Source organism: Flavobacterium glycogeni (genome assembly GCF_048286775.1).
In the GTDB taxonomy this organism is placed as follows: domain Bacteria; phylum Bacteroidota; class Bacteroidia; order Flavobacteriales; family Flavobacteriaceae; genus Flavobacterium.
The window spans coordinates 111,641-126,530 of sequence record NZ_JBLVPV010000007.1; the positions used below are offsets into that span (position 1 = coordinate 111,641).

Here is a 14,890-nt window from a genome sequence, read left to right on the forward strand (position 1 = left end):
TTTTGATGAATGTAAATAGTTACAAATTAGTTGTAAACTATTGTAAATCAGAAACAATGAATTTAGCGGTTTTTTCACTAGCACCAATGCCACCTAATTTGTCTTCTAATAACGCATATTTTTCTAAAAGCGTATTGCGATGATTGGATTCCAGGATTTTTTTTAGTTCTTCTCGAATGCGTTTTGTGGTACATTGCTCTTGAATCAATTCGGTGACCACTTCTTCATCCATTATCAAGTTTACTAATGAAATGTATTTTAGCGTAATGATTCGTTTCGCAATTTGGTAGGAAGCCCAGCTGCCTTTGTAACAGACCACTTCCGGAACTTTAAAAAGTGCCGTCTCAAGTGTAGCAGTTCCAGAAGTGACTAATGCTGCTGTTGAATTCCGCAATAAATCATAGGTTTTATTGGAGATGAATTTTATATTTTCATGAGAGATGAAATCTTTATAAAAAGAAAATTCCTGACTTGGAGCGCCGGCAATTACAAATTGATAGTCAGGGAAATCATTTACAACGCTCAGCATTACAGATAGCATTTTAGTGATTTCCTGTTTCCGGCTACCCGGTAAAATAGCGACAATTGGTTTTTCGTCTAATTGATTTTCTTTTCTAAAAAGAGTTGGATCAACTGCGGGTTGGTTGTGAATAGCGTCAATCAGCGGATGCCCCACAAACTCAACCGGGAAATGATGTTTGTCCTCGTAGAATTGTTTTTCGAAAGGTAAAATCACGTACATTTTATCAACGTCGTGTTTGATATCGGTAATTCGGCTTTCTTTCCAAGCCCAGATTTGAGGGGAAATATAATAGTGTGTTTTCATGCCTAACGCTTTGGCCCATTTTGCAATACGCAAATTGAAACCTGGATAATCTATGAAAATAAGAACATCGGGCTGAAATTCAAGAATGTCTTTCTTGCATATTTTGATGTTATTCAAAATGATTTTTAAGTTAAAAATCACTTCAATGAAGCCCATAAACGCTAATTCCCGATAGTGTTTGACTAAAGTGCCGCCAACATTTTTCATCAAATCTCCACCCCAAAATCGGATGTCAGCATTTGGGTCTTTTTTATACAGTTCTTTCATCAAATTTGAACCATGCAAATCGCCTGAAGCTTCACCCGCTATAATATAATATTTCATGCTTTCTTGATTAGGAGTTTATAAATTTGGATTTCAAACGTATAAAATCATATTTATTTTTAATAATCTGTTTTTCAATTTGCAAAGATAAACTAATATGACTGTCCGCAAAGCGGACTAAATTTACAGGACGCAAACTCTTTGAAAAAGGTAGCCACGAATTACACAAATTTTCACTAATTTTTTAAAAATTAAAATAAGAATTCGTGGCAATTCGTGTAATTCGTGGCTGAAATAATTAGTTGGTATTAGTTACGGATTGTCATGTAAACTAATAACATTTCTTAGATAAACATAGTGATAATTGCCATTATTATTACTGCTAAAACCACACCGCGAGCCATTGTTTCTTTGTTCATTTTTAGTAAAACACCAAATGTGATTAGCGTAAGAATAGAACCCAACGTTATGATTTTACCCAAGTTTCCCTGTGATTTCATAATTTCAATTCCAGCAACGAAATTAAATTCAGTAAAAAAAGTTATAAAAATATAACTCCCAAGTAGGGTAGTGGCAAATCCAATTAAAAATCCGATAAACAAGTCTGTTTTATTCATTCCATTTCCAGGTGTTAAGTTGTTGTACAGCATGATGCGCCGTCAAGTCAAATTGAACAGGAACGACGGATATGTATCCATTTTGCAAAGCCCATTCATCAGTGTCTTCGCCTTTGTCTTGGTTTACAAATTCTCCGGCAAGCCAGTAATAATCCCTTCCTTGAGGTGTTTTTCTTTTGTCAAATTTCTCTATCCAAATTGCTTTCGCTTGACGGCAAATTCGGATTCCTTTAATCTCTTTTTCTTCTAATTTTGGAAAATTTACATTCAAAACAACTCCTTCCGGCAGTCCGTTTTCTAAAACTTCTAACGAAATTTTTCGAATAAAAGATTTTATAGTGTCAAAATTGGCATTCCAATCATAATCCAATAAAGAGAATCCAATGGCAGGAATTCCTTCTATCCCTGCTTCAACAGCGGCGCTCATGGTTCCGGAGTAAATTACGTTTATGGAAGAATTTGATCCGTGATTAACACCGGAAACACATAAATCCGGTTTTCGTTTCAGAATCTCATTTACAGCAAGTTTTACGCAATCTACTGGTGTTCCAGAACAACTGTATTCTATAAAAGGATCATTTTTCTTAGAAATTTTATTCAAATACAAGGTGCTGTTTATGGTAATGGCATGACCCATGGCACTTTGAGGATTGTCAGGAGCGACCACCACGATCTCGCCTATTTCTGCCATAACGGCAATTAAAGCTCTAAGTCCGGGTGCCGAAATACCGTCATCATTTGTTATTAAAATTAAAGGTCTGTCTTTTTTCATTATTTTATGTTGCAAAAAGGGATTGATTATTGATACTTTTGAAGACAAATGTAATAACACAGAATGGAATGTGTCAACAAAAGATAAAAATATGTTATGTTGGTTCATTTAACTTAAAACAAAAGAACATTTTTATATCTTTAACAAAAATTTATGGAGACCCTGCCACTGTTGGCATAGTTTTTACCGTAACTTCGATTAAAAGATTCATGAATACTATTATAAACTTTATGAAAAGAAATTATAAAATACTACTTCTTGTTGTATGCCTTTCGGTGACATTGTTTGCGTTCAAAATGAATGCAACAAAATCAACCGATCCCGAAAAAGATAAATTGCTTTTAGAATTATTAACTTTTGTTATAGAGAAAGGGCATTATAGTCCAGCTACAATTGATGATACGTTTTCTAAAGGAATTTATAAAGATTATATTGAGGCTTTAGATCCCTCTAAGCGATTCTTTTTGCAATCAGATATTGATGAATTTTCAAAATTTGAATTGCAATTAGACGATCAGTTATTGAATAAGGATTTGACTTTTTTCAATCTGACATATGAGCGTTTGATCAAGCGTATGGAAGAAAGTAAAAAGATTTATAAGGATGTTTTGAGTAAACCTTTTGACTATTCAGTGGACGAAAGTTTCAATGTTGATTATGAAAAAGCACCTTATACAAAAAATGTGTCTGAACTTAGCGACAAATGGCGTAAGCAAATCAAATTATCGACACTTTCTTCTCTTGTTGACAAACAAAAATTAGAAGAAGATAAAAAGAAAAATGATGCCACTTATCAAATCAAATCTTTTGAGGTTTTAGAAAAAGAGACTAGAGAAAGTTCTGCAAAATCATTAGACGAATACTTTGGTTTTATTAAGGATTTAGATAGAAACGACTGGTTTTCAGTGTATATAAATTCCATAACAGCACGTTTTGATCCACACACAAATTATTTCGCAGCGGAAGAAAAAGAGCGTTTTGATGTAAGTATCAGCGGTAAGTTAGAAGGAATTGGAGCTCGTCTACAAAAGAAAAACGATCTTACTGAAATTTCTGAACTTATTTCTGGTGGTCCCGCTTGGAGAGGAAAACAGCTAGAAGCTGGAGATTTGATCATGAAAGTGGCTCAAGGTAATGGAGAAGCGGTAGATGTTGTTGGAATGCGTTTGGATGATGTTGTGAAGAAAATTAAGGGACCTAAAGGTTCAGAAGTTCGTCTTACCGTTAAAAAAGTGGATGGAACAATTAAGATTATTTCTATTATCAGAGATATTGTTGAAATAGAAGAAACGTATGCGAAATCCAGTATTGTAAATAAAAACGGATTGAAATACGGCGTGATTTATTTGCCAAAATTCTACATTGATTTTGAAAATAAAGACGGAAGAGATGCAGGAAAAGATATTGCCTTAGAAGTTGACCGATTAAAAAAATCAGGTGTGAACGGTATTATTCTTGATGTTCGTGATGACGGTGGAGGTTCTTTATCGACTGTTGTTGACATTGCTGGATTGTTTATTGAACAAGGTCCAATAGTTCAGATTAAATCAGCCGGTCTGCAAAAAGAGGTTCTTTATGACAGAGATAAAAAAATTGAATGGGATGGTCCTTTAGTAATTATGGTGAATAGTTTCTCCGCTTCGGCTTCAGAGATTCTTGCTGCTGCAATTCAGGATTATAAAAGAGGAATCATCATTGGAAGTAAGCAAACCTATGGTAAAGGAACGGTTCAAAATGTAATTGATTTAAACCAGTTCGTAAGAAGCAGTTCAATTGGTGATTTAGGAGCCATTAAAACCACTACACAAAAATTTTATAGAATTAATGGTGGATCTACCCAATTAGAAGGTGTGCGCAGCGATATTGTTATGCCGGACAGATATGCTTATTTAAAAATGGGAGAGCGTGATATTGATAATGCAATGCCTTGGGATAAAATCGATCAGGCAGATTATAGTGTTTGGAATAATAATACCAACTTTAATCAGGCAATTGTCAATAGTAAAAACAGAATTAGTACAAATCCGCAGTTTCAGTTAATCGAAGAAAATGCGAAATGGATTGACAGTAGAAGTGAAGAGAACGTTTATAGTTTGAACATTGATAAATTTAAAATTGCTCAAACTCAAATTGAAGAGAAAGCTAAAAAATATAAGCCAATTGTAAATTACAAAAGCACATTGACATTTACTTCTTTACCTTATGAAACAGAAGCGATGAGTAAGGATGTTTCGTTGAAGGAAAAAAGAGAAATGTGGCATGAAGCTTTATCAAAAGATATTTATGTGGAAGAGGCAATTAATGTTTTGGATGATTTACAACCCAGAGCAATCTCGAAAAGAAATATTCCGGTTAAAATAAAAAAGGATAAATTGGCAAAATCTTAATAAGCAAGTTGTTAACAGCTAAAACATAGAGTCATTAGTAACTAAAAACGCTCCAGAAATTCAAGAAGAATTTTTGGAGCGTTTTTAGTTTTGGTTGGTTAGGGTTTTTGTAAAAACAGTTCAGAAATCTGAATTAGAAGTTATTAGATTGTTGTACATTCAATCAAACAACAAGATCAGGAATGTATTCTGTCTTAAGTTTTAAATAGTAAAGAGTAGTAATGATTTTTATAAATAATTTAGAAATGAAAAACAGAAAATTATTAGTTTTAATATTTGTTCTTCTTAATGGAATTCTTTTTTCTTCCTGTAAAAAGAATGTGGAAGTGGATAATTCGGCAAATAATGAGAGAAGTAAATATGACTTAAAAGCAAATAAAAAACAGTTTGATAGTTTCGAAAATAATGAAACATCGATAGCTGAAATGTTTGATTTTTTGCCGACTTCCACCACCAATCTAGTTGTGAAGCACCAGTATTACACGTTGTCATATAATGAAGTTCATGAGCAAGCGGAGTGGGTGGCTTATGAATTGAAGAAAAATTATATTAAAAATAATAATTTTAAGCGTCCTTTTTTTATTGAGGATACTAAAGTAAAAACGGGATCGGCTGATTGGCGAAATTATAAAAAGACCATGTATGATAAAGGGCATCTTTGTCCGGCAGGTGATATGGAGTTTGCTTTAGATGCGTATAATGAAACTTTTTTCACTTCAAATATTTCTCCTCAAGTGCGTAATTTTAATAATGGAGTTTGGAATAGATTAGAACAAAAAGTACGGTATTGGGCTGTAAAATATGATGGAATTTATGTAATTACAGGCGGAGTTTTGGACTCTTCATTAATGACAATAGGAAAAGAGAAGGTTTCTGTTCCTGAGTTTTTTTATAAAATTTTATTGGATGATTCTGGAGAGAACTTGAAGATGATTGGTTTTCTGGTTCCCAATTCAGAAAGTAATAAACCATTATATAGTTTTGTGGTGTCAGTTGATCATATCGAAAAATTGACCGGAATTAACTTCTTTCCTAAATTGAATGACAACATTGAAAATCAATTGGAAAAAAGAACTGATTATAAAAATTGGAGTTTTAATTAGCCTTGATTAGAATTGGTTTTTTTAGAGTTTACTATTTTACCAAAACGGTAATTCGATGAAATAATTAAAACTTAGAGGTAAAAAATCGGAAACAAGAATAAGTTCTTGATAATTAAATCCAATTGAATTACCACTCGTTTACTTTATTGGCATCCATTTTTATAAATATAAACAATAATATAGTGAAGCCCCAAAGACCAGACCCTCCATAAGAGAAGAAAGGTAGCGGCACACCAATTGTTGGGAATATACCAACAACCATTGCTATGTTTACAAAGAAATGAGTAAATAAAATCCCGGCAACACAATATCCATAAACTCTGCTGAATTTTGTTTTTTGTCTTTCTGCCAGATATATTATTCTAAGAAATAAACCTGCAAAAAGAGCGATAACTACTAATGAGCCTGCAAATCCCCATTCTTCACCTACTGTTGTAAAGATATAATCGGTATGTTGTTCCGGAACGAATCCGCCTTTGGTTTGTGTTCCTTCGAGAAAGCCTTTTCCAAGCCAGCCTCCAGAACCAATGGCTATTTCTGATTGATTGGTGTTGTAACCGATTCCTTTTAGATCTACTGTTTTGCCTAAAAGTATATTAAAACGATCCCTGTGATGTTGCTTAAATACATTTTCGAAGACATAATTCACAGATAAAACAAATCCGGAAATAACTACAAAAAGCATACTGCTTAAAATAATATTCCTATCGGCTAATCTTGATTTGAAATGAACTAATATCAGGGTTGCTAATCCTATAAGAATTACATATTGTGGCTCTAATATCAGCGTTAATACAAATAAAAGTATGGTAATAAATCCTGTCCAAACATACCATGACGGTAAGCCTTCGCGGTATAAAACGATGATGAATATGCTGTATATTAAAGCACTTCCCGGGTCGGGTTGAGGAAGTATCAGGATGACAGGCAAAAGAATTATTGCAAGAGCTTGTATTTGCCTATTTGTTTCTTTTAAATTGATTTGGGTATCACTCAAATATTTGGCTAATGCCAAAGCTGTGGCCGCTTTTGCAAATTCAGAAGGTTGAATTGTAAAACTCCCTATCGCATACCAACAACGTTGACCTGCTATGGTTTTTCCAAATAAAAATAATCCTGCTAATGTAAGTAGGGAAATTCCAAAAATGATACTGGCGTATTTCTCATAAAACTTACCGTCAACAGAGAGTACGATGAATATTAAAGGAATAGTTAATACAATGAATATAAGCTGTTTTTCATAAGTGTCTTCCATCGAAGATAAAGAGGACGAATAGATATTTAGCCAACCCAAAATAACTAATAAAACATAGATTATTATGCTTATCCAGTCAATATTATTTGTTATGCTTTGGTTTTTCATCTGAATTAAATAGCTTGTTTATTCGATTTCGTGGTATCTGTTTTTACTTTCACAGTTGGAATTATTGTTTTCTTTTTTAGAAGAGAATCACTAATTCTTATTTGTAATTTAACTGCTTCAGAGAGTCCTCCTAATTTAGCATATCGACTTTGTAAACTTGTTGCGAGAATTCTTTTTTCTAGGTCAACTCTGGTGATTTTTTGTCTCAGGTATTTTTCAATCATCAAACTGGCGATAGGTCCTGCTATTGCGGCTCCATAACCACCGTTTTCAACTAAAATTGCTATTGCAATTTTTGGATTGTCTTTAGGTGCAAAAGCTACAAATATAGAATGGTCTTCCAGTTTTATTCTTTTTCCATCTATTCTCGCAAAATTTTCGGCAGTACCTGTTTTTCCACAAATATCTATCCCTTCTACACGCAGTGCACTGGCTGTCCCCATGTTGTAAACATCAAATAAACCACTAATTATAGGTTTGAAATATTTCTTGTCTATGGTGGTTACGTGTTTTGTTGTAAATTTTTTGTCAATTTTGTGGCCTTCAATTTTCTTGATGATATGAGGGGTGTAATAATATCCTTCATTGGCAATGGTTGCCATCATGTTGGCGAGTTGAATGGGTGTCATCAAAACTTCTCCCTGTCCGATAGCATTGGATATAATTGTAGTGCCTCTCCAGCCTCCGTTTGGATAGACTTTTTTATAAGTTTTTGAATCTGGTACGTTTCCTTTTTTACCAGTGGGTAAATCATAACCCATAAATTGCCCTAGCCCAAAACTTTTTACATGATTACTCCAAGTATCTACTGCGTAGGCAGGTTTTGCATATTTGGCAATGGTGCGTAAATAAGCATTTGAAAAGTAAGCGTTACAAGATCTATAAACTCCGTTGTGTAATTTGACATTTCCAAAAATTTTACAGTGACATTTTTGAAATCGCCCACGCCCGTAACTAAAACCGCCGCGACACATAAAAGTAGACTGTTCGTCCACAACGCCTTCTTGTAGCGCTACCAAACCAGTCAGGATTTTAAAAGGAGATCCTGGAGGATACTCGGCCAACAGGCCCCTGTCATAAAGCGGTTTTGCAATGGAATCGCGATACAATTGAGTGTAATTTTTAGATCGTTGTCTGCCTACTAGGATGCCCGGATCATAAGATGGAGCAGTAACCAATGCTAAAATTTCACCAGTACTCGGTTCAATCGCAACAATTCCACCTCTTTTATTGATCATTAACTCCTCGCCATATTTTTGAAGTTCAGCGTCTAGGGTAAGATTTATATCTTCTCCTTGAACAGCAATAGTATCGTATTTTCCGTCTTTATAGGAACCAATTTCTCTGTTGTATTTGTCCTTTTGAAAGTATTTTACGCCTTTTACTCCTCGTAAAAGATCTTCATAGCTCTCTTCAACTCCTTGTCTTCCTATTAAATCACCGCTATTATAATATGGATTTTTGGCAACAAGTTTTTCATTTACCTGAGTGATGAACCCAAAAACATTGGCTCCGAATTCTACTTCATAATCACGAAGGGAACGTTTTTGAAAATAAAAACCTTCATATTTTCGTAATTTTTCTTGAAAAGCGGCAAATTCACTTTTGTTCAATTGAGCTAAAAAAACAGATGGCAAACGTGGGCTGTATACTTTTGCTTTTTCAATTTTTTTAATAAAATCCTCTTTTGTAATATTTAATAATTGACAAAATTCTAAAGTATCCGTGTTTTTTAATTCTCTGGGAATGACCATGATGTCATAAGAGGCTTGGTTTGCAACTAATAACTTTCCTTTTCGGTCATAAATATACCCTCTTTCAGGATATTCATATTTTATTTTAATGGCGTTATTGTCTGATTTTAATTTTAAGGTGTCGTCAATAATTTGCAAATAAAAGATTCGTATTACAAGCAAAGATGTAGCTAGAATGATTAAGGAAGGCAATAAGACTTTTCTCATCTTTTATTAGGCTTAATAAGGTATATTATGATAATGCAAATAATTATTGTGAATACGGTACTTAATAAAGTTCGTATTAGAATATCAAAAATAAAGCTAAACTGAAATGCTTCCAGTAAAAATAACGTAAAATGATGCGCCACTACAGAGAGTAATATAAATGAGAATCTTTCAGGTGTTAAAACATCATTTAATTTTATAGTTTGATATTCATAACTCAGACCAAAAGCAAATTTAAAAATAGACGGCCTAAAATACGCTAGAACTAAACAAGCTGTAGCATGTGCTCCCCCTGAATTACTAAACATATCCATAATAAGTCCAAGTAGAAAACTCGCAACGACAAGGCCTGATTTGTTTCCATTTACAGGGTAAAGTATTATGAATAAGATGTAGGGAAAAGGGCTTATGTAGCCCAAAAAATTCATATTGTTGAATATGATAATTTGAACTGCCAATAACAGAATGAATCGAAAAATGTTGACTAACAATGCGCTATTCATCCTTTTCTCCTTTTTCTAAATTAGTAATTTCTTCACGATCTTTCCTTTTTATTATATAAACATGACCTAAATTTGTCATGTCGTTGAATAGTCTAACGTTTATTTTATAATAATTAGTTTCTTTTTCAGTATAGATATTTTCAATAGTACCTATTCCTATATTTTCTGGGAAAATTACAGATTGACCTCCAGTTACGATTGTGTCGCCTTTTCTTATCGCCGCTAGTCTCGGAACATCGATTAATTGGACGAAACCTGTGCTTTTTCCGTCCCAAACAAGTGACCCAAAGTGATTTGATTTTTTGATTTTGGCATTGATTTGAGATTTTTTATTCAGAATACTGATTACCGTCGAATAATTTGGAGATGTGTTTTCTATGATTCCAATAATTCCTAAACTGTTAATGACACCCATATCTGGTTTTACACCTTGTAATTCTCCTGAATTTAAGGTTAAATAATTTTCATGGACATTGTAGGAATTGTGTATCACTTTTGAAACGACAATATCGTCTGGTTTTACCCCTTTAATACTGTCCAGTTTTTTTATTGCAGTAGTATCTTTACGATTAAATAAAAGACTTTTCAGCTTTGCATTCTCAAGAGCAAGCGCGTCATTTTGAGTTTTTAAATTCAAGTATTCGTTCAGATTATTCACCTTTTCGTACACTCCACCACTTAAAAAGTTGGCAGAACTGATTATTTTGCTTCTGTGGAAAGAGTGGGATTGGATGGTGAGAGTTAACGAGATACCCAAAAGCAGCAAAAACAGTAATCTATTACTGTTTTTAAAAATAAAATTAAATATTTGCTGCATTTCTTAACGGTATAATGTAAATAACTGTATGTCTTGTTTTGTAATCTAATTGCTGTAAATTGACTTGAGCTTGAAGGCTGGCAAGTGTAACAAAAACCGATTACTTAATCAAAATGCTTTTAAATTTTGTAATGTTTTTAAGTGCCATACCAGTTCCTCTAACAACTGCTCTTAATGGGTCTTCAGCAATGTAAACAGGTAAATCTGTTTTTTGTGAAATCCTTTTATCAAGACCTCTTAACATAGATCCTCCACCTGCAAGGTAAATTCCTGTGTTATAAATGTCGGCTGCTAATTCTGGGGGTGTTTGTGATAAAGTTTCCATTACAGCATCTTCAATTCTTTGTATTGATTTGTCTAATGCTTTAGCAATTTCTCTATAAGAAACTTCTACTTGTTTTGGTTTACCGGTCAATAAATCTCTACCTTGAACAGACATGTCTTCCGGAGGAGTTTCTAAATCTTCTATTGCGGCGCCAATTTGAATTTTTATTTTCTCGGCAGTAGTCTCTCCAACAAAAAGATTGTGTTGCGTACGCATATAATATACAATGTCATTTGTAAATACATCACCAGCAATTTTCACTGATTTGTCACATACAATACCACCTAATGCTATTACTGCAATTTCAGTTGTCCCGCCACCTATATCTACAATCATGTTTCCTTTAGGTTGCATAATATCAATTCCAATACCTATTGCTGCTGCCATAGGCTCATGTATCAAATAGACTTCTTTACCATTAACTCTTTCGCAAGATTCTTTAACGGCTCTCATCTCCACTTCAGTAATGCCTGAAGGAATACAAACAACCATTCTTAATGCGGGAGTAAACATTCTTTTCTTCAATGCGGGGATGCTTTTTATAAACAAGCTTATCATTTTTTCAGAAGCATCAAAATCAGCAATTACGCCATCTTTCAAAGGCCTTATTGTCTTAATGTTTTCATGTGTTTTACCCTGCATCATACTTGCTTCTTTACCAACAGCAATGATTTTGCCTGAAACTCTATCACGAGCGACTATCGAAGGGCTGTCTATGACAACTTTATCATTATGTATGATTAAAGTGTTGGCGGTACCAAGGTCTATCGCAATATCCTCGGTCATGAAATCAAAAAATCCCATAAGTTTTTTAAGGGTTAAAAGTTATAAATTTGTGACGGGCAAAGTTAAACAAATTAATGTTTAAAATGACGAGTTCCTGTAAATACCATTGCAACTTTATTTTCATTACAATAATTAATACTCAATTCGTCTTTTATTGATCCTCCTGGCTGAATTACAGCAGTTATTCCAGCTTCTTTAGCTATTTCTACACAATCTGGAAAAGGAAAAAACGCATCGCTTGCCATCACAGCTCCATGCAAATCAAAGTGAAAATTATTCGCTTTTTCGATTGCTTGTTGCAAGGCATCAACTCTTGATGTCTGTCCTGTACCTGACGCAATAAGTGTACCATTTTTTGCAAAAACAATCGTATTTGATTTTGTGTTTTTACAAATTTTGGAAGCAAAAATTAAATCCTGAATTTCTTGTTCAGTAGGCTCAGTTATAGTAACGGTTCTTAAGTCCTCTTTATTGTCGGTTATGTTGTTTCTTTCTTGAACTAAAATTCCGTTTAAGCAAGTACGTACTTGTTTTTGTGGTAATTCTACTTCGTTTTGAACTAATATAATTCGGTTTTTCTTTTCTTGTAAAATTGCAATGGCTTCAGTGTCATATTCTGGAGCAATCACCACTTCGCAAAATAATTTGTTTATTTCTGAAGCAGTAGCAACATCAATTTTTGTATTCGAAATTAAAACACCTCCAAAAGCAGAAGTTGGGTCGCACGCCAAAGCCGTAAGATAGGCTTCGCTAATGGTTGTTCTTGTTGCTAAACCACAAGCATTATTGTGTTTTAATATTGCAAATGTAGGACCGTCATTTTTGAATTCATTAATCAGATTTACGGCAGCATCTACGTCTAATAAATTATTATAAGACAATTCTTTCCCATGAACTTTTTTGAACATAGCGTCAAAATCACCGAAGAAAAATCCTTTTTGATGTGGATTCTCCCCATATCTTAAAACTTGACCGTTAGCAATACTTTGTTTGTATATTGTTTCGTCAGTATTGAAATAATTGAAAATCGCAGTGTCATAATGGGATGAAACATGGAATGCTTTTGTAGCCAATAATTTTCTGTCTTCCAATGTTGTAGTTCCGTTTTGATCTGTAATCAAATCCAAAAGCAAACCATATTGGTCAACCGAGGCTACAATTACAGTGTCCTTGAAGTTTTTTGCGGCAGCGCGTATCAAAGAAATACCACCAATATCTATTTTTTCAATAATATCTGATTCACTAGCTCCGGAAGCTACTGTTTTTTCAAAAGGATATAAATCAACAATTACTAAATCTATTTGCGGGATGTTGAACTCTATCATTTGCTGGACATCACTCTCGTTGTCCTGGCGATTTAAGATTCCTCCAAAAACTTTTGGGTGTAATGTTTTTACTCTACCGCCCAGAATAGAAGGGTAGGAGGTAACATCTTCAACAGGAATTACAGGAATTCCTAAATTTTTTATAAAATCCTCAGTTCCTCCAGTAGAATAAAGTGTAACATTTTGACTGTTTAGTTGTCTTACTATAGGTTCTAATCCTTCTTTTGAAAAGACAGAGATTAATGCAGATTGAATTGTTTTTGTTGTGTTCATTGTGTAGTTATAATTATAAAATGCAAAAATAGTTTTTTAATGTGAAAATTAAGCCATTTGAAAATGAGATAATGTGTAATTTTTACGCCTATTTTCATTGTAAAGATAAAATAATTGATTCACACAGCAACGAATACATTTTTCATTAGGTTTTTGAATAATATTTATGGAATTTTACTTTAATACAAAAAAAATTTTATGCTGGTTTACCTTCGATTATTAAAAGAGAGTTTTGGCTTTGCAATGAATGCATTGCGAAACAACAAGTTAAGAACGTTGCTTTCTTTGTTAGGAGTTACTATTGGAATTTTTTCGATTATAGCTGTACTTGCGGCCGTTGATTCTTTGGACAGAAAAATAAAAAAAGATATTGGAAGTTTAGACAATAGTACTGTTTTCTTTTTTAAATATTGTTTTGGACCCACAGATGTCCCAGATTGGAAGGTTGAACAATTTCCGGATGTAACTTATGAGGAGTATAAATTTTTAAAAAATAGTTTAACTGATGTTGAAAGTGTTTGCTTTCAACTTTATGCTGGGCGAGAAACCATAAAGTATGAATCAAAAACAGTAAGTTCAATAGCTGTAGTTCCTTGTACTTATGAATTCTCTGATATTGAAAAATTAGATTTTAAAGAAGGACGTTTTTTTAGTGAGCAAGAATCAAACTCGGGGAGTAATAATGTTGTAATAGGTCATGAAATTGCAGAGTCGCTTTTTGAAGGGGTTTCTCCATTAGGGAAGGAAGTTAGGTTGTACGGACAGCGGTTTAAAGTGGTTGGGACTCTAAAAAAAGTAGGGGATAGAATGGTGAGTTTTGGTTCTAATCCTGATCATACCATTTACCCTACGGTAAATAGGATACGAAGTTTGTTTGGGGATAATAATAGATCATTTACTCCAATAGTCGTTATTAAGCCTAGTAAAGGCATTGATGTAGAAAACCTTAAAGCTCAAATTACATATAAAATCAGGAATTTTAGAGGAATTAAGTCAGGACAGATCGATACTTTTTTCATCAATTTTCTTAAAGGCGCAACTGATATGATTGATGAAACTATAGGTTTTATGAATATAGCCGGGTGGATAATTGCAGGATTTTCACTTCTTGTGGGTGGTTTTGGTATAGCTAATATCATGTTTGTTTCCGTTAAAGAACGTACCCATTTAATAGGAATTCAGAAGTCATTAGGAGCCAAAAACAGGTTTATATTGTTCCAGTTTTTATTTGAAGCTATTATCTTGTGTCTAATTGGTGGAATAATTGGATTGCTTATGGTTTGGATTATTGCGCTTATTCTAACAAATGCTTTAGATTTTGAATTTGTTTTAAGTGCGGCAAATATTGTTTTGGGAACGGGATTAGCAGTCATAATTGGATTGATCTCCGGAATCCTTCCTGCAATTTCTGCTTCAAAGTTAGATCCTGTGGAGGCGATTAGAACAGGAATGTAAGTTTTTATTTGTAAGACCAGATTTCTCAGCTATAAAAAAGGACACAAAACAGAATTGCTTTGTGTCCTTTGTATTTTATATAAAAAAGGTTCTCAATATTGATATTCTTAATC

At 33.5% G+C, this 14,890-nt stretch carries 12 protein-coding genes; 3 read left to right on the forward strand and 9 right to left on the reverse strand.

Translation table 11 applies throughout. The annotated features are described in order from the left end of the window. Nucleotides 1-37: 37 nt before the first annotated feature. From lpxB to surE, 3 genes are all read right to left on the reverse strand, one after another. Nucleotides 38-1,150 (reverse strand): lipid-A-disaccharide synthase, encoded by a 1,113-nt coding sequence (gene lpxB / locus ACNQGX_RS07890; RefSeq protein WP_417975372.1) that lies wholly within the window; start codon nucleotides 1,148-1,150, stop codon nucleotides 38-40. A gap of 284 nt (nucleotides 1,151-1,434) precedes the next feature. Next, nucleotides 1,435-1,707: a hypothetical protein gene (locus ACNQGX_RS07895; RefSeq protein WP_417975373.1), complete on the reverse strand. Its 273-nt coding sequence runs from the start codon at nucleotides 1,705-1,707 to the stop codon at nucleotides 1,435-1,437. Further along, entirely contained in the window at nucleotides 1,700-2,479 is a 780-nt protein-coding gene (surE, locus tag ACNQGX_RS07900; protein WP_417975374.1) for a 5'/3'-nucleotidase SurE, read from the reverse strand. The genes ACNQGX_RS07895 and surE overlap by 8 nt, the downstream gene beginning before the upstream one ends. A gap of 209 nt (nucleotides 2,480-2,688) precedes the next feature. Here surE and ACNQGX_RS07905 point away from each other — a divergent pair, with 209 nt between their 5' ends. Then, entirely contained in the window at nucleotides 2,689-4,866 is a 2,178-nt protein-coding gene (locus ACNQGX_RS07905) for a carboxy terminal-processing peptidase (RefSeq protein ID WP_417975375.1), read from the forward strand. Between the two features lie 245 nt (nucleotides 4,867-5,111). Then, nucleotides 5,112-5,969: a DNA/RNA non-specific endonuclease gene (locus ACNQGX_RS07910; protein ID WP_417975376.1), complete on the forward strand. Its 858-nt coding sequence runs from the start codon at nucleotides 5,112-5,114 to the stop codon at nucleotides 5,967-5,969. A 127-nt stretch (nucleotides 5,970-6,096) separates the two neighbouring features. On the opposite strand, the gene rodA is transcribed toward ACNQGX_RS07910, so the two are convergent. The 6 genes from rodA to purH form a co-directional block, all read right to left on the reverse strand. Continuing rightward, nucleotides 6,097-7,332 (reverse strand): rod shape-determining protein RodA, encoded by a 1,236-nt coding sequence (rodA, locus tag ACNQGX_RS07915; protein WP_131915497.1) that lies wholly within the window; start codon nucleotides 7,330-7,332, stop codon nucleotides 6,097-6,099. 5 nt (nucleotides 7,333-7,337) lie between these two features. Beyond that, on the reverse strand, nucleotides 7,338-9,293 hold the full coding sequence (gene mrdA, locus ACNQGX_RS07920; protein ID WP_417975377.1) for a penicillin-binding protein 2: 1,956 nt from the start codon (nucleotides 9,291-9,293) through the stop codon (nucleotides 7,338-7,340). Beyond that, nucleotides 9,290-9,796 carry a rod shape-determining protein MreD gene (locus ACNQGX_RS07925; protein ID WP_417975378.1) on the reverse strand — a complete coding sequence of 169 codons (507 nt, stop codon included), beginning with the start codon at nucleotides 9,794-9,796 and terminating at the stop codon, nucleotides 9,290-9,292. The genes mrdA and ACNQGX_RS07925 overlap by 4 nt, the downstream gene beginning before the upstream one ends. Beyond that, complete coding sequence (gene mreC / locus ACNQGX_RS07930) at nucleotides 9,789-10,613, reverse strand: rod shape-determining protein MreC (RefSeq protein ID WP_417975379.1); 825 nt, start codon at nucleotides 10,611-10,613, stop codon at nucleotides 9,789-9,791. Before mreC ends, ACNQGX_RS07925 begins: the two co-directional genes overlap by 8 nt. Nucleotides 10,614-10,713: 100 nt before the next feature. Further along, nucleotides 10,714-11,742: a rod shape-determining protein gene (locus ACNQGX_RS07935; RefSeq protein ID WP_073205523.1), complete on the reverse strand. Its 1,029-nt coding sequence runs from the start codon at nucleotides 11,740-11,742 to the stop codon at nucleotides 10,714-10,716. 53 nt (nucleotides 11,743-11,795) lie between these two features. Continuing rightward, the gene (gene purH, locus ACNQGX_RS07940) at nucleotides 11,796-13,322 is read right to left on the reverse strand and encodes a bifunctional phosphoribosylaminoimidazolecarboxamide formyltransferase/IMP cyclohydrolase (RefSeq protein WP_417975380.1); all 1,527 of its coding nucleotides are present in this window, start codon (nucleotides 13,320-13,322) and stop codon (nucleotides 11,796-11,798) included. 198 nt (nucleotides 13,323-13,520) lie between these two features. Between purH and ACNQGX_RS07945 the strand changes: the two genes are divergently transcribed. Then, on the forward strand, nucleotides 13,521-14,777 hold the full coding sequence (locus tag ACNQGX_RS07945; protein WP_417975381.1) for an ABC transporter permease: 1,257 nt from the start codon (nucleotides 13,521-13,523) through the stop codon (nucleotides 14,775-14,777). Nucleotides 14,778-14,890: the final 113 nt, after the last annotated feature.